Annotated in this window: 20 protein-coding genes; 16 read left to right on the top strand and 4 right to left on the bottom strand. The window is 64.8% G+C overall.

Annotated elements, in window-relative coordinates; translation table 11 throughout:
• The first annotated feature begins 36 nt into the window (after positions 1-36).
• Genes CyaNS01_RS03190 through CyaNS01_RS03180 form a run of 3 tightly spaced genes read left to right on the top strand, consistent with a single transcriptional unit; the run spans position 37 to position 3,169 of the window.
• Positions 37-1,134: an FtsW/RodA/SpoVE family cell cycle protein gene (locus CyaNS01_RS03190; RefSeq protein ID WP_225875894.1), complete on the top strand. Its 1,098-nt coding sequence runs from the start codon at positions 37-39 to the stop codon at positions 1,132-1,134.
• Positions 1,135-1,143: 9 nt separating this feature from the next.
• A complete protein-coding gene (locus CyaNS01_RS03185; protein ID WP_186698790.1) occupies positions 1,144-1,872 on the top strand; it encodes a cytochrome c biogenesis CcdA family protein in 729 nt (242 codons plus the stop codon).
• Between the two features lie 4 nt (positions 1,873-1,876).
• The gene (locus CyaNS01_RS03180) at positions 1,877-3,169 is read left to right on the top strand and encodes a cytochrome c biogenesis protein ResB (RefSeq protein WP_186698788.1); all 1,293 of its coding nucleotides are present in this window, start codon (positions 1,877-1,879) and stop codon (positions 3,167-3,169) included.
• Here the strand turns inward: CyaNS01_RS03180 and queF are convergent.
• Complete coding sequence (gene queF, locus CyaNS01_RS03175) at positions 3,157-3,597, bottom strand: preQ(1) synthase (protein WP_186698786.1); 441 nt, start codon at positions 3,595-3,597, stop codon at positions 3,157-3,159. The genes CyaNS01_RS03180 and queF overlap by 13 nt on opposite strands.
• A gap of 206 nt (positions 3,598-3,803) precedes the next feature.
• Here queF and CyaNS01_RS03170 point away from each other — a divergent pair, with 206 nt between their 5' ends.
• Positions 3,804-4,142 carry a P-II family nitrogen regulator gene (locus CyaNS01_RS03170; protein WP_186698784.1) on the top strand — a complete coding sequence of 113 codons (339 nt, stop codon included), beginning with the start codon at positions 3,804-3,806 and terminating at the stop codon, positions 4,140-4,142.
• 50 nt (positions 4,143-4,192) lie between these two features.
• On the opposite strand, the gene CyaNS01_RS03165 is transcribed toward CyaNS01_RS03170, so the two are convergent.
• Entirely contained in the window at positions 4,193-5,059 is an 867-nt protein-coding gene (locus CyaNS01_RS03165; protein WP_225875778.1) for a TlyA family RNA methyltransferase, read from the bottom strand.
• Between the two features lie 127 nt (positions 5,060-5,186).
• Between CyaNS01_RS03165 and CyaNS01_RS03160 the strand changes: the two genes are divergently transcribed.
• Positions 5,187-5,435, top strand: coding sequence for a hypothetical protein (locus tag CyaNS01_RS03160; RefSeq protein WP_225875777.1), 249 nt, complete (start codon positions 5,187-5,189; stop codon positions 5,433-5,435).
• Between the two features lie 85 nt (positions 5,436-5,520).
• The gene (gene purB / locus CyaNS01_RS03155; protein WP_186698780.1) at positions 5,521-6,816 is read left to right on the top strand and encodes an adenylosuccinate lyase; all 1,296 of its coding nucleotides are present in this window, start codon (positions 5,521-5,523) and stop codon (positions 6,814-6,816) included.
• Between the two features lie 26 nt (positions 6,817-6,842).
• Here the strand turns inward: purB and CyaNS01_RS03150 are convergent, their stop codons facing one another.
• Positions 6,843-7,955 carry a polysaccharide biosynthesis/export family protein gene (locus CyaNS01_RS03150; RefSeq protein ID WP_186698778.1) on the bottom strand — a complete coding sequence of 371 codons (1,113 nt, stop codon included), beginning with the start codon at positions 7,953-7,955 and terminating at the stop codon, positions 6,843-6,845.
• Between the two features lie 415 nt (positions 7,956-8,370).
• On the opposite strand from CyaNS01_RS03150, the gene CyaNS01_RS03145 reads away from it, so the two are divergent.
• The 3 genes from CyaNS01_RS03145 to CyaNS01_RS03135 all read left to right on the top strand — a co-directional run bounded on the left by CyaNS01_RS03145 (position 8,371) and on the right by CyaNS01_RS03135 (position 11,106).
• Positions 8,371-9,345, top strand: coding sequence for a GNAT family N-acyltransferase (locus CyaNS01_RS03145; protein ID WP_186698776.1), 975 nt, complete (start codon positions 8,371-8,373; stop codon positions 9,343-9,345).
• Positions 9,346-9,367: 22 nt separating this feature from the next.
• Entirely contained in the window at positions 9,368-9,754 is a 387-nt protein-coding gene (locus CyaNS01_RS03140) for an acyl carrier protein (protein WP_225875776.1), read from the top strand.
• Between the two features lie 101 nt (positions 9,755-9,855).
• Positions 9,856-11,106, top strand: coding sequence for a beta-ketoacyl synthase (locus CyaNS01_RS03135; RefSeq protein WP_186698774.1), 1,251 nt, complete (start codon positions 9,856-9,858; stop codon positions 11,104-11,106).
• Here the strand turns inward: CyaNS01_RS03135 and CyaNS01_RS03130 are convergent, their stop codons facing one another.
• The gene (locus CyaNS01_RS03130) at positions 11,107-13,158 is read right to left on the bottom strand and encodes a 1-acyl-sn-glycerol-3-phosphate acyltransferase (RefSeq protein WP_225875775.1); all 2,052 of its coding nucleotides are present in this window, start codon (positions 13,156-13,158) and stop codon (positions 11,107-11,109) included.
• 108 nt (positions 13,159-13,266) lie between these two features.
• On the opposite strand from CyaNS01_RS03130, the gene CyaNS01_RS03125 reads away from it, so the two are divergent.
• From CyaNS01_RS03125 to CyaNS01_RS03095, 7 genes are all read left to right on the top strand, one after another.
• On the top strand, positions 13,267-15,471 hold the full coding sequence (locus CyaNS01_RS03125; protein WP_186698772.1) for a capsular polysaccharide biosynthesis protein: 2,205 nt from the start codon (positions 13,267-13,269) through the stop codon (positions 15,469-15,471).
• Positions 15,472-15,505: 34 nt separating this feature from the next.
• Positions 15,506-16,264 (top strand): cytidylyltransferase domain-containing protein, encoded by a 759-nt coding sequence (locus CyaNS01_RS03120; RefSeq protein ID WP_186698770.1) that lies wholly within the window; start codon positions 15,506-15,508, stop codon positions 16,262-16,264.
• Positions 16,261-17,562, top strand: coding sequence for a DUF6716 putative glycosyltransferase (locus tag CyaNS01_RS03115; protein WP_186698769.1), 1,302 nt, complete (start codon positions 16,261-16,263; stop codon positions 17,560-17,562). Before CyaNS01_RS03120 ends, CyaNS01_RS03115 begins: the two co-directional genes overlap by 4 nt.
• Entirely contained in the window at positions 17,559-18,608 is a 1,050-nt protein-coding gene (locus CyaNS01_RS03110; RefSeq protein WP_186698767.1) for a DUF6716 putative glycosyltransferase, read from the top strand. Before CyaNS01_RS03115 ends, CyaNS01_RS03110 begins: the two co-directional genes overlap by 4 nt.
• Positions 18,605-19,927 (top strand): DUF6716 putative glycosyltransferase, encoded by a 1,323-nt coding sequence (locus CyaNS01_RS03105; RefSeq protein WP_186698765.1) that lies wholly within the window; start codon positions 18,605-18,607, stop codon positions 19,925-19,927. The genes CyaNS01_RS03110 and CyaNS01_RS03105 overlap by 4 nt, the downstream gene beginning before the upstream one ends.
• Before the next feature lie 166 nt (positions 19,928-20,093).
• Positions 20,094-22,418 (top strand): N-acetylneuraminate synthase family protein, encoded by a 2,325-nt coding sequence (locus CyaNS01_RS03100; protein WP_186698763.1) that lies wholly within the window; start codon positions 20,094-20,096, stop codon positions 22,416-22,418.
• Between the two features lie 53 nt (positions 22,419-22,471).
• On the top strand, positions 22,472-23,290 hold the full coding sequence (locus tag CyaNS01_RS03095; RefSeq protein ID WP_225875774.1) for a sulfotransferase: 819 nt from the start codon (positions 22,472-22,474) through the stop codon (positions 23,288-23,290).
• Positions 23,291-23,298: the final 8 nt, after the last annotated feature.

The raw sequence follows: 23,298 nt of genomic DNA, 5'->3' as shown, positions 1-23,298 counted from the left end.
CCTTGGCCATGGGCCGAGTGGCCTGCGGAAGCGAGGCTGCTGCTGGCCCTGGTGGCCCTGTGGAGCCTGATGGGCTTGCTGGTGCTCGCCTCCGCCAGCTGGTGGGTGGCCGAGCGGGAGATGGGCGATGGCGCTTTCTATCTCAAGCGCCAACTGATCTGGACGGTGGCCAGCTGGGGACTGCTCTGGATGGCCGTGCGCACCAGTCTGCGGCGCTGGCTGCATCTGGCTCCCCTCGCCCTGTTGATCGGCACCCTGTTGGTGGCCGCCACCCTGGTGGTGGGCAGCACCGTGAATGGCGCCAGTCGCTGGTTGGTGCTCGGCCCCATCCAGATCCAGCCTTCCGAGCTGGTGAAGCCCTTCGTGGTGCTGCAGGGGGCCGCCCTGTTCGCCCACTGGCGCCGCATCAGCCTCGACCAGAAGCTCCTGTGGCTGGGCGTGTTCGGAACCCTGATCCTGCTGGTGCTCAAACAGCCCAACCTCAGCACCGCCGCCCTCACCGGACTCCTGCTCTGGCTGATGGCCCTGGCTGCCGGGGTGGGACTGCCCCTGCTGCTGGGGGCCGCCACCGCGGGGGGCCTGCTGGGCTCGGTCAGCATTCTGATCAACGACTACCAACGCCTGCGGGTGATCTCGTTCCTGGACCCCTGGCGGGACGCTCAGGGCGACGGCTACCAGCTTGTGCAGAGCCTGCTGGCCATCGGCTCCGGTGGGCTGCTCGGAGAGGGATTCGGCCTCTCAACCCAGAAGCTCCAGTACCTGCCGATCCAGACCACCGACTTCATCTTTGCCGTGTATGCCGAGGAATTCGGCTACGTGGGCTCGGTGGCATTGCTGTTGTTCCTGCTCCTGTTCGGCTTTGTGGGGGTGCGGGTGGCGCTCAGCTGCCGCAGCAACCAGCAGCGACTCGTGGCCATGGGCGCCACCACCCTGCTGGTGGGGCAGTCGATTCTCAACATTGCCGTGGCCAGCGGGGCCATGCCCACCACGGGGCTGCCGCTGCCCCTGATCAGCTATGGGGGCAATTCCCTGCTCGCCAGCCTGCTGATCTGCGGCCTGTTGATTCGCTGCTCGCTGGAATCAGGAGGCCTCGCCCCCGAACCCCGCCGGCGTCGCCCCCAGCCGGCCCGATAGGCTGAACCCATGATCGAAGCTGGCGCAGCACTGGCCGATTGGGCCCGCAACAGTGAGCTGCTGCTCCAGAACTCGCTCCAGCATCCCGGGCCCGCCACCCTGCTTGTGGTGTTCGGCGGCGGGGTTCTCACCAGCCTCGGCCCCTGCTCCCTCTCCCTGCTGCCGGTGACCCTGGCCTACCTGGCCGGGTTCAGCGACCAGAGCGAGGCAGGCCGGCCCTGGCTGCGCAGTGCCAGCTTCGCTGCCGGGATCGTTGCCGCCCTGGTGCTGCTGGGCCTGGCCAGCGGGCTGCTCGGCAGGATCTACGGCCAGATTCCCGGCCTGATTCCCACCGTCGTGGCCCTGATCGCCCTGGCCATGGGCCTCAATCTGCTGGGTTGGCTGCCTTTGCAGCTTCCTGCCGGCCCGGATCCCGAACGCTGGCGCCAGCATGCTCCAGCACCCCTGGCCCCCCTGGCCGCGGGCCTGGCCTTTGGCCTTGCCGCCACGCCCTGCACCACGCCCGTGCTGGCGGTGCTGCTGGCCTGGATGGCCCAGGTGGGCAAGCCCCTGGTGGGCATGCTCCTGCTCACCAGCTTCGGGGCCGGGCAGGTGGTGCCTCTGCTGCTGGCCGGCACCGTAGCCGCCAGCCTGCAGGGTCTGCTCAGACTGCGGCGCCTGGGCCAATGGGTGCCGCCCCTGAGCGGCGCCGTGCTGCTGGCCACGGGTCTGGTGATGCTGGTCGCCAACTGGACCTGACCCCATGAGTGCCCTGCAACGCCTGGCTGGCTGGATTGCCGATCTCCGTCTGGCCATCGGTCTGTTGATCGTGATCGCCATCGCCAGCGGTGTCGGCACGGCCATTCCGCAGAAGGAGCCGGAGGGCCTGTACCACCAGCTCTACGACCCCCAGCCCTGGCTGGGGGTACTCAATGCCGACAGGGTGCTCGCCCTGGAACTCGACCATGTGTATTCCAGCCACTGGTTCCTGGCCCTGCTGGCCTGGCTGGCCCTCTCGCTTCTGCTCTGCAGCTGGAGGCGCCAGTGGCCCGCCTTGCGGGCCTCGCTGCGCTGGGTCGACTACCGCAGCCCGCGTCAGCTCAGCAAGCTGAACGTGGCCGAAACACGGGCCTGCGACGACGCCAGCGCCGATCTGCAACGCCTGGAGGATCGGCTGCGGGCCGAGGGCTGGCAGGTGCAGCGCCAGCCCGATCGCCTCGCCGCCCGGCGGGGCGTGCTGGGGCGGGTGGGCCCCCTGCTGGTGCATGCCGGCATGGTGGTGCTGATGCTGGGGGCCGCCTGGGGAGCCCTCGGGGGCCAGCGGGCTGAACAATTCCTGGCACCTGGGCGCAGCCTGGAGCTGGTGGACAGCCGCGGCCACAGCACCCTCACCCTCGCCCTCGACAGCTTCGCCGTGGAGCGCGATCCCGCCGGGCGGCCGGAACAGTTCCGCTCCGACCTGCGGCTGCTGGAAGGCGACGGCGAGACCGGCACGCTGCTGAAGGCTTCCCAGATCAGCGTCAACCACCCCCTGCGCTTCCAGGGCGTCACCCTCTACCAGGCCGACTGGGGGCTGGCCGCCATCACTGTTCAACTGGGCCGCAGCCCGCTGCTGCAACTTCCACTGCAGAGCTTCCCTGAGCTGGGGGAGCAGGTGTGGGGCCTGGTGCTGCCCACCCGACCCGATGGCTCCGATCCTGTCCTGCTCAGCCTCAGCAGCGAGCAGGGTCCGGTGGAGGTGTTCGGGGCTGATGGCGCCAGGCTCGGGCAGCTGGGGATCGGCGCCTCCCCACTGGAGGTCAACGGCCTGCCGGTGCGGGTGGCTTCGGTGCTGCCGGCCAGCGGCATCCTGCTGAAGCGTGATCCGGGAGTGCCCCTGGTGTACGCGGGGTTTGCCATCGCCCTGGCCGGCGGTGGCCTGAGCCTGCTGGCCACGCGCCAGCTCTGGGCGATCAGCGAGGCCGGGAGGCTGCACGTGGCCGGCCTCTGCAACCGCAATCTCACGGCCTTCGCACGGGAGCTGCCTGAGTTGCTGAACCCGCCTCAGCAGGCCTGACGAATGCCGTGGCGAACCGTGACCACCGTGTGGACGTTGCCGCGCGGATTGAAATCAGCTTCCAGCTGCATCCATGTCGGCTCGCAGGCCACCACGAAGTCGTCCAGGATCCGGTTGGCCACCTCCTCATGGGAGATGCTGCGATTGCGGTAACTGTTCACGTAGAGCTTGATCGCCTTGAGCTCCATCACCCGGGGACCTGGCTGGTAGAGCAGGCGCAGAGTCGCGAAATCGGGATAGCCCGAAAAGGGGCAAAGGCAGGTGAATTCCGGCAGGGTGATGGCGATGTCGTAAGGACGCCCCGGCCGGGGATTGTCAAAGCAGATCAACCGGGATTCTGCGATGGCCCGTTCGCCGTAGAGGGGGGTCTGGGTGCGGCCCGGGGCGGAGCCGGCACTCGCCTCGGGCGTGGCAGATGGCGTGGACACGGCAGGGCACTGAGCGGGTCACGACCATGATGGCTGAAACCATCTGTGGGCCTGGGGCCCGCTCCGGCCCAGAAGCGGGGATCCTGTCGAGGCGCTGGCCAAGTAACATTGGCTACGACAACACCCCCTTGGCTCAGGCCTAATGGACCCGTCTCCGCCAAAAGCGGCGAGCCATGAGACCCTGATCGTCCAGCCCACCGGTATCCATGAAAAAAGTCGAGGCCATCATTCGGCCCTTCAAGCTTGAAGACGTCAAGATTGCGCTGGTCAATGCCGGCATCGTGGGCATGACCGTCAGCGAGGTTCGCGGCTTTGGTCGTCAGAAAGGTCAGGTGGAGCGCTATCGGGGTTCCGAATTCACGGTGGAATTCCTCCAGAAGCTCAAGCTCGAAATTGTGGTAGATGACGACAAGGTGGATACCGTGGTCAATGCCATCCAGGACGCTGCCCGCACCGGCGAAATCGGCGATGGCAAGATTTTTGTGGGCACCATCGACGGCGTGATCCGCATCCGCACCGGTGATCGCGACAGCGGCGCGATCTGAGTCCGTCGGGCTCTGACCGCTCTGCCCTGCCCCCTTCCCACGACACCGGCTCAGGGGGGGGCCAGGGCTAGGTCAACGCACGCTTTGATCGCTGCAATCCTGTCCTTCCGATCCTGCGGCAAACCCCAGTTCGCCAGCGCTGGAACCCTTTCCAATGCCGCCGAACGCAGCCAGAGCAGGTACTCGTGGTTGCCGGCAGGGCCTGTGATCGGAGAGGCCACAAGGCCTGAGGCCTGAAGGCCCAGCTGTTCAGCAGCCGCCAGCACCGACGTGATCGCCCCGACATGGGCCTGCGGACTGCGGACCACACCGCCTTTGCCCACCTGGCCCTTCCCCACCTCGAACTGGGGTTTGACCAGCAGGATCAGATCGCGCCCTGCAGTGGCTGATGATCCTCTCAGCAGCGCCAGCAAAGCCGGCAGCACCAGGGCCAGGGAGATGAACGACACGTCGGCGACGGCCAGATCCGGTCTGGGGTCGCTCGCGCCGAACAGCGCTTCAGGGGTGAGATGGCGCAGGTTCGTGCGCTCCTTGAGCACCACCCGCGGGTCACAGCGCAGCCGCCAGGCCGTCTGGCCGTAACCCACATCAATGCCGTACACCCGCGCAGCCCCGTGCTGCAGCAGGCAGTCGGTGAAGCCGCCCGTCGAGATGCCGCCATCAAGACACACCCGACCCCTCACACGGATCGGGAAGCTGGCCAGGGCCAGCTCCAGCTTCTCGCCACCGCGGGACACGTAACGGGGCAGCTGCAGCACGTTCAGCGGCAACGCAGGCGCCACCTCAGTGCCGGGTTTGTCGAGGATGCGCTCGCCGCTGCGCACGCGGCCGGCGCGGATCAGCACCTGGGCCTGTTGGCGTGTCTCAACCAAGCCGCGGGCCACCAGTTCCAGATCCAGGCGCTGTTTCGAGGCCACGACTGCGGGAGCGGACAGGTGTTGCCGTTCCCTGATCAAACCACAAGGCAAACCGAACAGATTGCGTGGATTGTCCACGGCGGCGCCCGCAGCCGCCTGAAGATGGCCCCAGCCCCTGAGCGGCAGTATGCAGTCCAGCGCAGCCAGCATTCCACCCACAGCCCAGGTGGCCGACCTGGAACGCCACCGTCAGTCGGCCCAGCTCATCGAGGCCCTGAGCCCTGGCAGCTTTGTCACGCTGCGCAACCAGCCCCCCGACCTCCCCCCCTTCCAGCTGATCCAGTGCCGGGGTGGGCGCTGCTGGGTACGCCAACAGAGCTGGGGGGCGATGGTGCAGTGGGAGGTGGCCCACCGTCAGCTCAGGGGCCTGGCCTGATCCCGGTGGGCCTTACAGCCGCGTCCTGGACGGCCCCATCCATACCGACCCATACATTGGATGGGCCGTTCCCACCCGCTGGGCCTTGATCGAGCGTTACACCCTGCCTGAGATGGGCGCCATCTGGAGCGAGCAGGCCAAGTTCCAGAGCTGGCTTGACGTGGAAATCGCCGCCACAGCCGCCAATAGCGAGCTGGGTCGGGTGCCCGCCGAGGCTCTGGCCCAGATCAGGGACAAGGCCAGCTTCAGCGTGGAGCGGATCCTCAGCATCGAGGCCGAGGTACGCCATGACGTGATCGCCTTCCTCACCAATCTGAATGAACACGTGGGCGATGCGGGGCGCTACATCCACGTGGGCATGACCAGCTCCGACGTGCTCGACACGGGCCTGGCGCTGCAGATGAAGGCCTCCGTGCAGGTGCTGCGCCAGGAACTGGATCAGCTGGCCAAGGCGCTGCGCAACCTGGCCCGACAGCACAAGGACACGGTGATGATCGGCCGCTCCCATGCGATTCACGGCGAACCGATCACCTTCGGCTTCAAGGTGGCCGGCTGGCTGGCCGAGACGCTGCGCAACCAGGAGCGGCTCGAGCGGCTCGAGCAGGTGGTGAGCGTGGGTCAGATCAGTGGCGCCATGGGCACCTACGCCAACACCGACCCTGAGGTGGAGGCCATCGCCTGCAGGCAGTTGGGCCTGGTGCCGGACACGGCCAGCACCCAGGTGATCGCCCGCGATCGCCATGCGGAATACGTTCAGACCCTGGCCCTGGTGGGAACCGCACTGGAGCGCTTCTCCACCGAGATCCGCAATCTGCAGCGCACTGACGTGCTGGAGGTGGAAGAGAACTTCGCCAAGGGCCAGAAGGGCAGCTCGGCCATGCCCCACAAGCGCAATCCAATCCGCAGCGAACGGATCAGCGGTCTGGCCAGGGTGCTGCGCAGCTACACCGTGGCGGCCCTGGAAAACTGCGCCCTCTGGCATGAACGCGACATCAGCCACAGCTCGGTAGAGCGCATGATGTTGCCCGATTGTTCAGCCACCCTGCAGTTCATGCTGAGGGAGATGACTGAGGTGGTAGGGGGTCTGGGGATCTACCCCGAAAACATGACCCGCAACATGAACATCTATGGCGGCGTTGTGTTCAGTCAGCGTGTGTTGCTTGCCTTAGTGGAATCGGGTCTCAGCCGCGAAGAGGCCTACCACATTGTTCAGACTCATGCCCACGCAGCCTGGAATTGCGAAACCGGTAACTTCCGACACAACCTCGAAGGCGACCCGGCGGTCACAGAGCTCCTGAAGGCAGAGGCTTTGGCGGACTGTTTCTCCACGGAACTGCACCGGGGGAATCTGAATGTGATCTGGCAGCGGCTGGGGATCTGAGCGATCCCAGCATTCAACACTACGCCTCAGCGAGTCAGAATGTTGTAAAGCGAGGCGGCATTCAACAGGGGACCGAGGGGCGCCACCGCTTGCGACAGAGTGTCATTGAAACGGGTCCAGTTGTTACGGGACACCACGATCACATCACCATTCCGCAGGGGGGGATTGGCCTCCGAACCCAGTTCGGCTGAAGGGTCAAAGGCCACCTCCTGGGAAAGGATCGAACCATCGGCCTCCAACCGCAGCAGGCGGACGTTGGAGACCCTGGCGCGCTGTGGATCAAGACCGCCGGCGGCCATCACCGCATTGGTCAGGGGGCTATTTGACTTCACCTGCTTGATACCAGGAACCTCTACTTCACCAACGACATTCACCGAGATGGCGTCGGGAGCGAAGTTGGAAGCACCAGTAGCAATCAAGGCTTCATTGGATCGAGCGCCTTCCAACTTGCCGACCCTGATCATGTCACCGTCATTAATCAGGGGATTAACCACCTGTACATTGTTCATCAGGACGCTGAGATAGTCGAAGTGATATTCACGCGGCGCCTCTCCAGGAACATTGCCCTGGCGCACAAGCACCAGATTGGAGAGATCCCCCATGGCCGTGATGCCGCCTGCCCGCTGGATCGCATCCACCATGGTGGGCCAACCAGAGGTTGCCACCACCGTGCCCTCCACACCGGGGCCTGCCGCTCGCAACGTTGACGTCGATGGATCACGGCTGAGGGTATAAAAGCCTGGCCGCTCCAGCTGACCCACCAACGACACCCGCACCGGCCTGGGCGCGATCAGGTCGATGTAGACCAGGGGTCGACGCAGGATCGTGGAGTAGAGACTTGTGATGCGCTGGTTGGATTCATCTAGGGTCAAGCCCCACACATTCACAGACCCGATCCGAGGCAGGTTCACCGTGCCATCACTGAGAACTTCAGTTTCGGCGCCATAACCCTCCACCTTGAACACCGAAATCCGCACCCGATCCCCAGGGGCCAGGCGATAGCGGAAATTGCTGGTCTCAGGGCTGAAGATGGCCCGGCGGGCCTGCTGGGTGGCGCGCGGCGGCTGCGCCGCTGGTTCGGACAGGATGCGGCTTTGAACGGGAGTGGCTGCCTGGGGGGAAAGGGGATCCCCGGACATCGGGTAAGCCTGACGCTGGGCCAACCAAGGACCTGAAGCCTCCTGGGTGGCTGTGGGGCGCAGCCGGCCTGCCAGCTGCTGCTGGCCTGCTTGAGCGGGGTTGCCCGGAACCATCAGGCCTGGGCTGGCGAGCAGCAGTCCTGCAGCCCCGATCCGCAGCGGAGCCTGCACGGCGGCCGTCAAATGAACACGGATGGAGGGCAGCATCGAAACCTCGACAGACACGCTGATCTCCAGCCGCTTCAGGCGGTTCAGCATTGGGCGCTCAGTGTAAGGGCAGAGTCTGGCCTGATCCAGGTGACAGCCTCACAACCGGCAGGGCTCTGGTGCCCCCAAGCCCTGGGCCTTGGTTCGGGGTCACCCCAGGTGGTTTCATGGGCTCCACGACTTCCACCGCGCTCAGCCCCAGCGACCGATGATCCCCCTGAGCCGTGCACTGATTGACGACATCAAGCCATTTTATTTCTTTTCCAACTACGGATTAACGCTTTTCCTAATTCCGGGAAATACTTTTGAAAACTTTTCAGATGAAGTTGGCCTGCTTCGAGAGCTAACCTACAGGCAGAAGCTTTCTGGCTCTGGAAACAACAAAGATCTGGATGGTAGAGATCCATTTTACGATCATTTTATCCTGGTTGACGATGCCACATTTGCCCTTGCCGGAACAGCTCGTCTGCAGTTCGTTCCAGCCCAGACCCTCTCATCAGCCCCCAGCAGCAGCAGCCTGACCCACAGCTCGGCGACGTCATACCTTGAGCATGTCTACCCAGGGATCAAGAACTATCTGATCACCCGCGGCAGCCATCTCGAAATCGGCAGAGTTGCGATTTCACCAGCATTCCAGCGGCAACCGGCGTCATTGATGACCCTGTTCCGGGGAGGTCTTCAAGCAGCTACTGCTTCAGGCTACACAGCGGTTTACGGATTAGTCTCTTACAACCACTTTCAATATCCAGGCAGTGTTAACGATTATTTCCTCCGTTCCCTGATGCTGCCTCCGTTCAGGGACGACAACACTGACCTCCCTCCAGCCCGCTATCCAAGGGGATTCCGTGGCGATGAACGTCATGCAGGCGGCAGCTGCCCATCGATTCAGAAGCTGGAAGGCGAAACCCAGAAGGAGCTGGAGAGCTTCAAGCTGCCGGTGTTGTTACGGCAATACATCAACCTCATGGGAGCTAAGACCCATGATATTTCTGTTGCCAAAGACTTTAACCAGATCACGGAGATTTTGATGACTGCCGACCTCACCAAGGTCCCCCGGCGCCGGCTGCAGCATTTCGTGGGCTTTGCCCACACGGCTGTGTACCGGCAGTTTCCCTGGTTCCGCGGACCTTCTGGAGCTGACTCCAGCGATGCAGCCCCAGCTGGCCAACCCTTGAGTCAGTGATAAAATACTGCATCCAGCACACTTGATCGGCTCCTCCCCAGCTCGTCATAGTCACAAACTCTTGACAGATTCAGTCACCCCCGAATCCAACGAAGGACTGCCGCCCTCCGAAGGCCACCTGCAATCCAAGGCAAGTTTTCCTCTCACCGAGGCTGAGATCCTGGCTGGCCTGAAAGACATTCTGGCGCGCATCGCCGGTGCCGATCCCGAGGGCATTGAGCTCGATTCCCTCATCATTGATGATGTAGGGGTTGATTCGCTTGGTTTCTACGAGATTTTGATCGAAGCCGACGAAACGTTGGGCATCAAGATAGAGGAAAAGGATCTTCTCACTTTCAAAACCGTACGCGATATCGTTGATTACGTCACGTCCCGAACCGGGACCCTGACCCAGCCCACCACACGGTGAGAGTTCCGCAGCCAATCAACGGTGTCTGATCAGCGACTGTAACGCCGTAGGCCCCGCCGCGTAGGTTTGGCCATGCTTCGCGCAGAGCGCTCAAACCAGCCGTGGCCAAGGAGAGGATCGCCATCACGGGCATGGGAGCCCTCTCTCCCCTGGGTATCGGGGTGGAGAGCGGCTGGCAGGCCTACCTAGGGGGTCGCTCGGGGATCAGTCCCTTACTGGATGACTGGGCCCAGGCTCTCCCATCCCGGCTGGCGGGGGTCGTGCCAAATGAGCCCACGGCCCAGTTGGAAGCCCTGCTCAGGCGCCGCCTTGATCGCTGCTCCCAGTTGGCCTTGCTCGCGGCCAGGGAGGCCTGGCAGGGGGCGGGCCTCGACGCTCCTGGTGGGCTGCCCGAGCCCCGGGTTGCTGTGGTGGTGGGCTGCGGCATCGGCGGTCTGGAGACCATGGGACAGCAGTACCGGATCCTGCTGGAACGGGGCCCCTCGCGGGTGAATCCGGTGACGGTGCCGATGCTGATTCCCAATGCGGGGGCAGGGCAGATCAGCATTGCCCTCGGTGCCCACGGCGGCGCCCACACTCCCGTTTCGGCCTGTGCTTCCTCCGCCGAAGCCCTGCTCTGGGCCCTGATGCTGTTGCGCGATGACCGCGCCGATGTGGTGGTGGCGGGGGGGTCGGAGGCCCCCGTGAACCAACTGGGCCTGGCGGGCTTCAGTGCCATGCGCGCCCTCTCCACCCGGAACCGCACTCCGGAGCTGGCCTCCAGCCCCTATGGCCTGGATCGGGATGGCTTCGTGATCGCTGAGGGGGCCGGCATTCTGGTTCTGGAGCGCGAGGCCGATGCCAACGCCCGCGGCGCCCGCTGTGAGGCGTACCTCCTGGATGCGGGAAGCACCGCCGATGCCCATCACATGGTGTCGCCCGAACCCCATGGCGCCCAGGCCCGGGCAGCCATGCAGCAGGCCCTGCAGCGCAGCGGTCTGGCCGTGGCCGATCTGAGTTTCATCCAGGCCCATGCCACGGGTACCGCCATGGGTGATCTGGCGGAAGCCCAGGCGATCGGTGGGCTTCTGGGAGAAGCCAACGCGGCCCTAGCGGTGACGGCACCGAAAGGACAGTTCGGCCACATGCTCGGCGGGGCCGGCGCGGTGGAAACCATCATGGCCATCAGGTCCCTGGCCAGCGGGCAGGTTCCTGTGAGCGCCAACAGTCAGCCCCAGGATCCCGCCGTTCAGCTCCACCTGGTCAAGGGGAAACCCACCCGGCTCACCCAGCCGGTTCAGCAACGCTATGTGCTCAAAAATGCGTTTGGCTTTGGTGGGCACAACATTTCCCTGGTGCTGCAGGGGGCCTGATCAGCTGGCCCGATGGTGATGGCGCTCAGCCCAGCCGGCCGCATCCTGGGAGTAGTACGCCATCACGCGGCGGGAGAAACCCTCCCGATGGTTCTCCTCAACCGGCAAGCCGAGATCCTCGGGACGACCCTGGCGACAGTGGAGCACAACCCGTGGGGCCGTGAGTCGCTGGGCCAGCAGGCGCAGTGGTCTGTAGAGCGCCCCAGCCTCGATGCCCTCCAGCCCTCTGTACTCAAACCACCAGGGCACCACCGTGGCCCGATGGCGGCGGGCCAGCAGATAGGCACTGGCGGAAGCGCGCTGCAGGATCGACGTCTTCAGGGAACCGTTGGGCGCAATCATCAACTGGCCGTGGCGCTCCAGCACCTGCGACGACTTCCAGAGCGTGCTGCGTCGCTGATCGGGTTGACGATGATCCAGGAGCACATGGCCGGCATTGGTGGCGGAACGATCAAAGAACGGCAGCAACCGGTTCAGATGCAACCCGGAGGTGGTGACAGCGGGAATCTGCAGATAGCCCTGGATGGCGAACACATCAAAGGGGCTGTTGTGATTCCAGATATGGATGCGTCGGCACTGATCATCCTGCAGCAACAGGCTGTCGTCCACAATCACATCGATGCCCACGGCGCGCAGGCCGAAGCGGGCGACCGCGGTGAGCAAATGTCGGGCCAGTCGCCGCAGCCTCAGGGTGAGAGCGATCAGCTCCAAGGCATAGGCCACATACATGGCCCCGAAGCAGAACAGGCGATAGATCACCCTCAGCGGCACCACCCAGCCCAGGCTGGTGGCCTGAGCCCGCCCCAGCTGCGCTGGACTGGAGCGCGCCGACAGGGCTACCGGCAAGGTCTCGCGGAAAGGGAATTCACCATCAAAGTTGCCGTTGATCTGGGTGGTGGTGACGAGGTGGTTGTAGAAGCGGTAAAACAAAGGCCGACTGCTGGTTTGGGGCGCGGCCCAAAACCCATCCAATGGCTGTTGATCCGTCAGGCCCGGCAGGTTATAGAACGTCTGCCCCATCACTTTGGTGGCTGCCGCATGGAAAAGAGACTGCAGCCCCACGGTGCTGTTCACGGTGACCACGCCGCGACAGGTTCGAATAAAGGCGCTGAGGGGACCATCGTGGAAGTAATGAACCCGGCCAGCGACACCTTCCCGCTCGGCCAGCAGGTGAATCAGTGATTTATAGTTGTTGTAACCACGATCGCGGGGATGGTGCTTGAAAGCCAGATGATCTGAGGGATGGGCATGGGCTGCAAATGACACGATCACCGTTTCAATGAAATCGTGCATGCCGCGGAATCCTGACCCTGTGGTGATCTGGGAGTCACTGGAGACCTGAAGAATCGCCAGGAAGAACGACAGGTTTTCGACCAACAGGTGCTTGAGCTTGCGTTCCTGCAGCCGATACATCCAGTAGCGCACGGAGCCCCGCACCTGGCACCAGAGAAAGGCTGGCGAGGGCTGCAACTTGTGCTCCCCTTCAATGATCCTGTAGCGCGTGAAGGCGTGCTGGAAGAAGGTGGGTGCTTTCCAGATCTTGCGCCAGCGCCAACCAGGATCCAGGCGTGCCTGGGGCAGATGAGCCACCGCTGGCAGGGCCTCATAGAAGCTCACCGGCTGGTTGAGATTGGAGCGGCAGTTGACGCGATCACGCTCCAGAGTGACATAGTTCGGCCTGACGTAACCCAGCTCAAACACATAGGCATCAACGTTCAGACTATGGGCCACTTCAATGGCCAGGCGATGCGGATCAATGAAGTCGCCATACATGAACAGGTGGCGGATCCCCTTGTCCTGGATCACCTCCCGCAGGAATGCTGGCCATTCCTCCATGGAACCTGAAAACGGAATCCTGGCCTGCCGAGGAAATCCGAATTCATGCAGCGGATAGGAAATCTTGTAGGCCGGCACGCCACAGTCGTGCAGATACCGCCAGAGGCGCGAGAAGAACAGACCGATCGGGCCCATCAGGAGCAGCACCGGGCCTTCGATCCGAATCTGAACGCTGGCCAATGCCACCCCTGCGGCCGGACGAGCCGATTCTCCCATGCTGCAGCGGCTAGGTCGGGCTGAAACCCAGTGCTGACAGGCACTGAGACAGGTGATGGATCCAGGGACCAAGGCGTAAGATTGCCTCACCAACCTCCGGCACAAAGGATGGCGACCAGCCCGCAGCCGGCCGCTTTCCCGCTCCTGCCCAGCCCCAGTCCCGCCCCTGCAGGAGGCACCTCCGCAACCACTGCCGCCCTGGGCGGGCCGGAACCTCTGATCGGCCTTCCCGATCCCCTTGTGCTGGCCCACACCACTCTGGAGGCGCTGCTGGCTCCAGCGCAGGTTGTGGTTGGACGCCGTGCCTGCAGGCGCCTTGACCCCGACGCGTTGCTGGTGTGGGGACGGCGCCGCAGCGGGCTCTGGGGCGAACGGGAGGCCGTGCGCAAGGGCCTGCCCCTGTGGCGGGTCGAGGACGCCTTCCTGCGCTCGGTGGATCCAGGACCGGGCACACCGCCGCTTGGCATCCTGCTGGACGATCGGGGGATCCATTACGACGCCTCCCGGCCGAGCAGGCTGGAGGGGCTGATCGCCTCGGGCCTGGATCCCGCCCAGCAGCAGCGGGCCCGGCAGCTGGCGGCGGCCTGGCGGGAGCACCGGGTCAGCAAGCTGAACGGGGCCCGGGAGTCGCCGCCCCCCGATGGCCCGTTCGTGCTGGTGGTGGATCAGGTGGCGGGCGATGTCTCCATCCGCCACGGCGCCGCCTCCGCAGCCAGCTTCCTGGCGATGCTCGAGGCCGCGCTGCAGGACTTCCCCGGGCACCAGGTCGTGCTGAAGACCCACCCCGACGTGGTGAGCGGGCAGCGCCGGGGGCATGTCCCGGCGGAGGTCTTCCAGCACCCCAGGGTGCTGGCCTGTGCGGATGGCGGCCATCCTGCGGCCCTGCTGGAAGCCGCCAGCGCCGTTTATGTGGTGACCTCCCAGATGGGTTTCGAGGCCCTGATCTGGGGCAGGCCCGTGCACTGCTTCGGCATGCCCTTCTATGCCGGCTGGGGGCTCACCCACGACCGGCTGCCAGCCACGGATCACCCGGCCCGGGCAAGGGAAGCCCGCGCAGGAGGTGCACAGCTGGAGGATCTGGTGCATGCCTGCCTGGTGGGGTACGCCCGCTACCTCAATCCCGAAACCCGCCAGCTCACCAGTCCCGAGGCACTGATCGCCCATGTCGGACTGCAGCGGCGCCAGCGGGCCGCGGTGCCGCCGGCCCTGGAGGTGTTTGGGATCGCCGGCTGGAAACGCCAGGCCGTGCGGCGCTTTCAGCGCTCCCTCAGCCCCGGACGGCTGCGCTTTCGCCCCTTCCATGCCAGGCCGACCCGGGAGGCAGGTTGGAGATCCCTGGTGTGGGGCAACCGGGTGGGGCTGGGTCTGCGGAAGGCCGGCAGCCCCCTGATCCACGCCGAAGACGGCTTTCTGCGGTCGGTGGGGCAGGGATGGTGGCTGCGCTGGGTGCCGCCGGTGTCCTGGGTGGTGGACCACTCCGGCATCTACTACGACGCCTCCTGCGCCTGCGACCTGGAGACCTTCCTGGCCCAACACCGCTTCACGGCTGCCCAGCGACAGCGGGCCGCGGCCCTGCGGCAGCGGATCGTGGCTGCGGGGGTGACGAAATACAACCTGCGCGCGCCCCTGTGGAGCCGTCCCTCAGACCTGGGGCGCAGGCAGGTGCGCCTGGTGCCCGGCCAGGTGGAGGTGGACCTCTCGATCCGCTATGGCGTGCCGGAGCAGGCCAGCGTGCGCAGCAATCTGCAGCTGCTGCAGGCGGTGCGCGCGGCCTATCCGGACGATTTCCTGATTTACAAGCCCCATCCGGATGTGGTTTCCGGGCGTCAGAAACCCGGCCCAGGGGAAGCGGAGGCTCACCGCCACTGCGATCTGGTGCTTGCCGAGGCGCCGATGGACCATCTGCTCCAGGAGGTGGACAGCGTGCACGTGCGCACCTCAATCACCGGCTTCGAAGCCCTGCTGCGGGGCATCCCGGTGGAGACCTGGGGCCTGCCCTTCTATGCCGGCTGGGGGCTCAGCCGCGACCAGCTGCAGTGCGAGCGGCGGGGCCGGGATCTGGAGCTCGATGAGCTTGTCTACGGCGCCCTGATCCACTACCCGATCTATCTGAGCCAGGCTTCAGGCGCCTTCACCACACCGGAGCGGGTCGTGGAGGAGCTGGGGCTGCTGCGCCGCGATCCCGGCACCTTCCCCACCCCCTTGCCCCGCTGGCTGGAGCTGCTGGGGCTGAATCCACCGCCGAAGCTGCACTTCCGGCTGGCCCAGATCCGAGCGCGGCTGCGTGCCTGGAGCCCCGATGGGCGCTGCTAGGTTCGGGCTCAGTGCGGACCCCGGAGTCCTGGGGATGGAACTGCCGATCCCGCGCCACGACTGGTCCGAACCGCTGATCGATCCCGCTCTCCCGCCCCTGGCCCTGATTCCGGCAAGGGGCGGGTCCAAGGGCATACCCCACAAGAACCTCCAGCCCCTGGGTGGGCTACCCCTGGTGGGTCGCACGGTTCAGTGCGCCCTCGCCGCCACGTGCATCGGCAGGGTGGTGGTCAGCACCGACGATGGGGCGATCGCTGAGGCCGCCGCCGCAGCAGGCGCCGAGCTGGTGAGCCGGCCTGCGGAGCTGGCAGGCGACGGGGCGTCGTCGGAGTCGGCCCTGGTGCACGCATTGCGCGACCTGGGCCAGCAGGGGGCCCTCCCCCCCGTGTTCGTCTTTCTGCAGTGCACCTCACCATTCACCACCGGCGAGCAGATTGACCAGGTGGTGCGGAGTCTGCAGGGGTCGGAGGCCAACCTGGCCTTTGCCGTGACGCCGTGGCACGGCTTCCTGTGGGGCCGCGATCCTGACGGCTGGGGGGTGGGCCTTAACCACGACGCCAGCCGCCCCCGCCAGAGGCGCCAGGATCTGGAGCCCTGCTTTCTCGAGACAGGCTCCATCTATGCCCTGCGTACCCAGGCCTTCCTGAGTGCCGGCAGCCGCTTCGTGCCACCTCTGCTGCCGGTACAGATCGAGGCGCTCTCCCCGGAGATTGACACCCCGGCCGATCTCGCCCTCTGCCGCCAGCTGGCCCCGCTGCTGGAGGGCGCCGTTCCCGGAGGATTGGGCGGATGAGCCGCCTGCAGGACCGACAGATCGCCGCCATCGCGAGCTTCGACTCCTTTGGCAAGACCGCCATGGCGATGTTGTCGGTGTGCCGCAAGCAGGGGGCAACGACCACCCTGTTCCTGCTGGAAATCCAGGGCCGCCGTCTGTCGCGGCGGCAGCTGATTGAAATCCAGCGGATCGACGCCAAGGTGACAATCGTGCGCCAGGACTGGCAGACCCTCCGCCAGATCCGCGCCACCCTCGCCGAGCTCGATGCCCTGGTGCTGGGCCTGGACGGCCAGCGCACCCGTGAGCTGCAGATGCTGCTGCGATCGGAGATGCCTGATGGGCGCTGGCCCCTGACGGTGAGCGCCTACCCCGGCATCCTCTTCCGCCACCAGATCGAGGGGATGATGGATCGCTCCGGTGCCGATCTGCTCTGCCTCAACTCCCCGGTGGACCTGGCGCTCTACAGCCACGCCTGCCAGGCCCTGGGAATCTCGGCCAGCAACGCCGTGGTGACGGGCCTGCCGATCCTCTGGAGCCTGCACCCAGGCCGCCGCGGCCCCGTGGAGAAGCCGAGCATCGTCTTCTTTGAACAGCCTTCGGTGCCCGGCAATCCTCTGCAGCGCCACTACGTCTGCAACCGGCTCAACGACCTCGCCAAGCGCTGGCCAGACCACACGGTGATCTTCAAGCCGCGCACCTCCGGAGTGGAGCGCACCCTGCACAGGCGCCACGGGGAGATGGCCAGCCGCATCGAGAAGCTGATGCGCAAATCACCGAACCTGCAGATCAACTACAAGCCGAGCCTTGCCCTGCTGCGCCAGTGCGGCTGCGCCATCACCGTGTCGTCAACGGCGGCCATGGAGGCGATGGCCCTGGGCATCAGCACCCGCATCGTGGCCGACCTGGGGGTGAACGAAACGCTTGGCAACCACTACTTCGTGGCCTCGAACACGGTGCGCAGCTTCGAGGCGATCATCGCCGATCCGTTCACGCCGATCCACGACGAGGCCTGGCTCGACAGCCACGGCCGCTGTCAGGACGGCCGCGAACGCTTCATCGAGGCCATGGCCCAGCTGCTCGAACGGGGCAGGGAGGCCTCCCAGCCCAGCAGGCCCTCCAGCTCCCCGGGCCCGCCGGGCTGGGGGGCCGAGCCCTGGCAGCAGTACGCCCTCCGCCACGGCGGCCGGCGGATGCTGAGCAGCGCTGGCAACCGTTCACGCCTCAAGACCAGCCACCGCGGCAAAAATGTGATGCGCTATCTGCGCGACCTCGTGCTCGGTCTCCACTGGGTTGAGGACTTCGTCCGCGGCCGATGAGGGTGCTGCTGGTGAGCGACAGCCCGGCGACCCGCTCCGCCTGCGGGGCCCTCGCCACCGCGCTGGAGTCGGCAGGAGCGGAGGTGCTGCTGGATGCGCCCCTGGGGCTGGAGGCCCTGAGCTGCAGCGATCTGCTGCTCGGTCTGGACGGCGTGGGGCTGTTCATCAACCCCCTGCAGGTGCCCCCCTTCCTGCAACGGCTGCGGCAGGCTGCCGCCCTGAGGGGCCGTACGCCGGTGGCCGTGTTCAGTGGACCGTCCACGCCCCTGGTGGGCGATGACCTGGCCATGGATCTGCTGCCACGGCTCGGAGTCGACCTGCTCTGCCTGCAGGGCCCGCGTCAGCAGGAGGAGCTGGCAGACCTGGTGCGCACGTGCGGGCAATCGCCCCCACCCACGGCCTTGCTGGGGTTGTGGGGGCTGGCGCCGAAGCTCCCTGCCGCAGCCCCAGGATCCCGGCCGCGGCGCCTGGTGTTCCTGGAGCAGGCGATGCTGCCGCCCGCCCCGGGGGCGCGTCTGCGGCTGCTGGAGGTGCTGGAGCGCCTCTGCTCCAGCTCTCCGGACTGGGAGGTGATCCTTCAGAGCGATCCCTTACAGGATGGGCTGGGCCATGCAGGGAACCATGCCGGTTCCGCCGCGGTCGAAGACAGCGAACCCAGCCTGGCCGCGTTGCTGGAGCAGCGCCCGCCCCTGGCCAACCTGCGCCTGGCCCCGCCTTCGGACTGGGCCCGCAGCCTCGATCGGGCCGGCGTCTGCGCCACCATCAGCAGCCCCTTGCTGTGGGAGGCCCTGGGCCGGGAGCTGCCGCTGCTGCTGCTGGGCGACTACGGCATCCGCTCCGACATGCAGGGGCCCCTGCTGTTCGGCTCCGGGCTGATGGGCCGGATCACCAGCTGCGAGAACCTCGAGGAGCTGCTGCATCTGCCGTCCCCCAATCCCGGCTGGCTGCGGGAGCTGGGCTGGGAGATCGGTCCCGATGCCGCTGCCCTGATCCAGTGGCTGGCGGACAGGCCAGCGCAGGCCACCGACCTGGCGGAGCAGCGATGAGCGCCGTTCTGCTGGTCGCCGACTCAGACAGCCAGATGCTGTACTGCGAGGCCCTGGCCCGGGGGCACCGCGCCGCCGGCCTTGAGCTCACCATCCACCTGATCCCCCGGGACGGCACCCCGGAGGCGGTGAAGGGGCGGATGGCACAGCTGGGCACGGTGCAACAGGGCAGCTGGACCACGCTGCTGCAGGACCCGGGTCTCAGCCGCTACGCGGCGATCGGGGTGTTCCTCACTGGCAGCAAGATCGCCGGCTTCCGCAGCGCCTACCTCCGCTCACGTCAGCACGATCTCCAACCCAGGGCCCTGCTCTTCTGCGGGTTCAACGGCGTGGTGCTGGAGCGCTTCGAGGAGGCCGTCACCTGGCGCCTGGGCTACGACCTGATCTGTCTCAACGGCCCGCGCGACCAGGCCCGCTTCGAGCGCTTCCTGCGTCACACGCCCTTCAGAGGCCAGCGCACGGTGCTCACCGGACTACAGCGGGCCATGGTGGCGGAGGTGAGGCCCCTGGCCGATCGCCCACGGCAGCTGGTGTTCGCCGAACAGGTGGCCATGCCCGCGAGCCTGGAGGAGCGGCGCCAGCTGGCCAGGCTGGTGGTGGACCTGGCCCAGCGGTTCAGCGACTGGCAGGTGGTGCTGAAGCCCCGGGTGGCTCCCCATGAGGCCACCTTCCATGAGATCGGCGAGCACATCACCACCACCCTCGAGCAGGTGTGCCGTCGTCGTCCGGCCAACCTGACGGTCTCCTACGCCCCCCTGGCCGCACTGCTGGCGGAGAGCCGCCTGTTCGCCACGCTGTCCTCCACGGCGTTGTTCGACGCCCTCGACCATGGCTGCTCAGCGCTGGTGATGGGCGACTTCGGCCTGCGCGGCGACCTGGGCAGCGACTTCTTCGGGGGCTCGGGACTGGTGCGCAGCCTGGCAGCCATCGGCGACCTCGACGCCCTGGTGGGACTCCAGGGGGATTCGGCCTGGCTCCACTGGGTGGGCTACGACGAGGGCTGCAGCCCGAGCCGGCTGTTCGACGCCATCAAGCGCCACCGGCTCCAACAGGCTGGCGCCCCTGCTCAAGACCCGGTGGAACTGGAGCATCGGGGCTATGTGGTGAATTCCGCCGACCTCTCCAGCAACCAGCTGCGGCGCGCAGCAGAGACGGCCATCGCGGCCCACGACTACGCCAAGGCGGGGAAACTGCTGGAGATGGCCGCCCTGCAGCGGCCTGACAATGGCAACATCCAGCGCAGACTGAAGGCGGTGCGTTGCCCCAGTCGCCTCGGGCGGCGCTTGCTGCTGCTGGCCAGCCCCAGGTTCAGCCTGTAAGCTGGCCACTGCTATGAGGATTAAACACTGTTCTCTCGCAAAGCGGACGAGAGTACAGCAGCTGAGTTGGCCCGCTTGGATGACAAACTGGTCTGAGCAACTGGGTCAGCAGACTGGGATTCCAAAACGCTTGAATCGTCGATGCTGTTGTTAGAGGGGTAAGGCCATGCAGATCGAGCAGAATTTTACTCAGTTTGTGGTCTTCGCAGAAGACACTGTTCTGTCGGCCCTAGCCAAAATCACGGCCAATAAGTCACGGCTGATTTTTGTCGTCTCGGAAAGTGGCATCCTTCAGGGCGTGCTCAGCGACGGTGACTTTCGCCGCTGGGTGGCGAACTGCAGCCCAATCGATCTGAACGCGCCGGTGACGCGGGCCATGAATCCCCAGTGCCGCTCCGGACTGGTCGGCATGAGCCCAGCCGATCTGGCACCGCTGTTCAGCCCCCAGATCCAGTTGGTGCCACTGCTCGACAGCCACGGACGCATCACCGCCGTGGCCATTGAAGGAGCCCGTGAACTGCGACTCGCAGGTCGTGTGATCGGGGATGGCAGTGCAAGCTTCCTGATTGCGGAAATCGGCAATAACCACAATGGCTGCTTCGAGCTGGCCCTGAAGCTGATCGATGCGGCGGCCGCAGCAGGCGTGGACTGTGCCAAGTTCCAGATGCGGGAAATGAGGAATCTCTATGTCAATGCTGGCGACAGCAATGACATGGCCTCTGATCTGGGTACCCAGTACACCCTCGATCTGCTGGAGCGATTCCAGCTGAAAGACGACGAGCTCTACCGCTGCTTTGACTACACGGCCCGCAAGGGCATGATTCCCCTGTGCACACCGTGGGATGTCAGCAGCCTCGAAAAGTTGCAGCGCTGGGGTATGGAGGCCTTCAAGGTGGCCTCGGCGGACTTCACCAATCACGACCTGCTCACGGCCATCGCCGCCACGGGCAAGCCCCTGATCTGCTCCACCGGCATGGCCACGGAGCTGGAGATCAGCAGCGGCATTCGACACCTGCGCCAGCAAGGCGCCCCGTTTGCCCTGCTCCACTGCAATTCCACCTATCCCACTCCCTACAAGGATGTGAATCTGCGCTATCTCGCGCGCTTGCGCGAACTCTCCGGCGGGCCGGTGGGCTATTCGGGCCACGAACGTGGCATTGAGGTGCCCATCGCCGCAGTGGCTCTGGGAGCCACCGTGGTGGAAAAACACATCACCCTTGATCCGGGCATGGAGGGCAACGATCACAAAGTGAGCCTGCTGCCAGATGAGTTTCGTCGGATGGTGGAGGCTATTCGAGCTGTGGAAGACTCCATGGGCAGCGATGCCGAGCGCGCCATCAGCCAGGGAGAGCTGATGAACCGCGAAGTGTTGGCCAAAAGCCTGGTGGCAGCCTGCCCGATCCCCCGTGGCACCGTGATCGAGGCTTCCATGGTGCGGGTTCAGAGCCCTGGCCAAGGCCTGCAGCCCTACCGGCTCAATGATCTGCTGGGGCACACGCTCAGTAGCGACAAGAATCCCGGCGACTTCTTCTTCGAGTCTGACCTAGGGCAGGATGCCGTCCAGGCACGTCACTATCAGTTCGGCAATCGATTTGGAGTGCCTGTTCGCTATCACGATCTCGATCTATTCAGCAAGGCTAGCAATCTAGACCTGGTGGAGATTCACCTCAGCTACAAAGACCTCGAAATCCCTATTACCAAAGCCATTCCGAACCACATCCCCTTGGGCCTCGTGGTTCATGCCCCTGAATTGTTCGCTGGGGATCACACATTGGATCTTTGCAACATCGACAGCGACTACAGGCAGCATTCGATCCAGCAATTGCAACGGGTGCTGGATCTGGCGAAGGACTTGCGCGAACGCTTCAACTGTCCAGAAGACGTGTTGCTGGTGACCAACATGGGAGGGTTTTCAGCTCATCAGCACCTGCTGCCAGAAGCCAGGCTGCCGATGCTGGATGCGCTTGAGGCGAGTCTGTCAGCCCTGCGCTGTGATGGTGTGGAAATCATCCCACAGACCATGCCTCCTTTCCCCTGGCATTTCGGCGGGCAACGATTCCACAATTTGTTTGTTGACCCTGACTTTATTGAGTCGTTCTGCAAAGAGCATCACTATCGGGTTTGCCTGGATGCCTCCCACTCGAAACTGGCCTGCAACCACCTTGGCCAGTCATTTCATGGCTTTCTGGAACGGATTCTGCCGTTCACGGCCCACCTGCATCTGGCCGATGCCAGTGGCGTGGACGGGGAAGGCCTTCAAATCGACGAAGGCGAAATCGACTGGCCTTTGTTGTTTCGAATGCTACGGCACCACGCCCCCGCAGCCTCGTTCATCCCCGAGATCTGGCAAGGCCACAAGAACCAGGGGGAGGGAGCCTGGACTGCACTCGAGCGTCTTGAACGTCATGACCAACCCAAGAGCTCCGCGGTGCCCTCCGGCTTGGCCGCAGCGGAACGCACGCTTGGTGCCCAAGCTTCCCTGCTGAACTGATGCCGCAACCATCCGCACTGTGGGCTGGATCTAGCGCAGCCGCTGAACCTGACATGGAGGAGCTGCTCGCGTCGATCGCGCGCGGGCTGGATGGCGCCGACCATGACACTGTGGCCCGGATTCCAGTCAACACACTTCCCAACTTCATCGTGATTGGGGCAGCCAAGTCAGCCACCACCACGCTGACCAGAGTGCTAGGCAGACATCCCGACATTTTCATGGCCAAGCCAAAGGAACCGAAGTTCTTCGGTAGACGTTATGACAAAGGCTGGAACTGGTACGCGAAGCTCTTCGAGGACGGCAGCCAGGCCAGGTTACGCGGAGAAGGCAGCACAATGTACAGCAGCACCCTGCCCAGCTTTGAGCACACAGCCGCCTTGATGCACACCTATCTACCGGCCACCAAGATCATTTACATGACCAGACACCCTCTAGATCGTCTGGTATCGCAATGGCGTCACATCAAAGGGAAGCATCCTGCTACCAGGGAGTTTTACCAACTACTTGAAACCTCGAGGTTGCAACATTTTCTGATCGGATGCTCGCTTTACTATCAGCGCATCAGCAGTTTCAGAAGATACTTTCCTGATGAACAGATTTTGTGTCTGACCTTTGAAGATCTGCTGACATCACCCCAACATACCCTCCAGACTGTGCTTGATTTTTTAGCCATTCCAGGTGAAGCAGGGCAACTTCTCAATGATGGCACCCACTTGCCCCTGGTCAATGAAGCGGGCCAGCAGGGTCGTCGCTACGTTGACAAGCCTGAGTGGCCATGGCTAATGAAATGGCGTGTAGCCCGTCGCCTCAAAGCGGACACTAGGAAATTCCTGGGCTACATCGACAAACCAGCCGACTACTGGAAATTATGATGATGTGC

The sequence above is a fragment of the Cyanobium sp. NS01 genome (genome assembly GCF_014280235.1).
Classification (GTDB): Bacteria; Cyanobacteriota; Cyanobacteriia; order PCC-6307; family Cyanobiaceae; genus NIES-981.
This window is presented reverse-complemented; position numbering and strand designations above follow the sequence as displayed.

Bases quoted from the DNA above. Each gene is read 5' to 3' on its own strand.
- CyaNS01_RS03185 (WP_186698790.1), top strand. From the start codon at position 1,144: ATGATCGAAGCTGGCGCAGCACTGGCCGATTGGGCCCGCAACAGTGAG.
- CyaNS01_RS03180 (WP_186698788.1), top strand. From the start codon at position 1,877: ATGAGTGCCCTGCAACGCCTGGCTGGCTGGATTGCCGATCTCCGTCTG.
- CyaNS01_RS03170 (WP_186698784.1), top strand. From the start codon at position 3,804: ATGAAAAAAGTCGAGGCCATCATTCGGCCCTTCAAGCTTGAAGACGTC.
- CyaNS01_RS03160 (WP_225875777.1), top strand. From the start codon at position 5,187: ATGCAGTCCAGCGCAGCCAGCATTCCACCCACAGCCCAGGTGGCCGAC.
- CyaNS01_RS03150 (WP_186698778.1), bottom strand. From the start codon at position 7,955: ATGTCCGGGGATCCCCTTTCCCCCCAGGCAGCCACTCCCGTTCAAAGC.
- CyaNS01_RS03145 (WP_186698776.1), top strand. From the start codon at position 8,371: ATGATCCCCCTGAGCCGTGCACTGATTGACGACATCAAGCCATTTTAT.
- CyaNS01_RS03130 (WP_225875775.1), bottom strand. From the start codon at position 13,158: ATGGGAGAATCGGCTCGTCCGGCCGCAGGGGTGGCATTGGCCAGCGTT.
- CyaNS01_RS03125 (WP_186698772.1), top strand. From the start codon at position 13,267: ATGGCGACCAGCCCGCAGCCGGCCGCTTTCCCGCTCCTGCCCAGCCCC.
- CyaNS01_RS03120 (WP_186698770.1), top strand. From the start codon at position 15,506: ATGGAACTGCCGATCCCGCGCCACGACTGGTCCGAACCGCTGATCGAT.
- CyaNS01_RS03115 (WP_186698769.1), top strand. From the start codon at position 16,261: ATGAGCCGCCTGCAGGACCGACAGATCGCCGCCATCGCGAGCTTCGAC.
- CyaNS01_RS03110 (WP_186698767.1), top strand. From the start codon at position 17,559: ATGAGGGTGCTGCTGGTGAGCGACAGCCCGGCGACCCGCTCCGCCTGC.
- CyaNS01_RS03105 (WP_186698765.1), top strand. From the start codon at position 18,605: ATGAGCGCCGTTCTGCTGGTCGCCGACTCAGACAGCCAGATGCTGTAC.
- CyaNS01_RS03100 (WP_186698763.1), top strand. From the start codon at position 20,094: ATGCAGATCGAGCAGAATTTTACTCAGTTTGTGGTCTTCGCAGAAGAC.
- CyaNS01_RS03095 (WP_225875774.1), top strand. From the start codon at position 22,472: ATGGAGGAGCTGCTCGCGTCGATCGCGCGCGGGCTGGATGGCGCCGAC.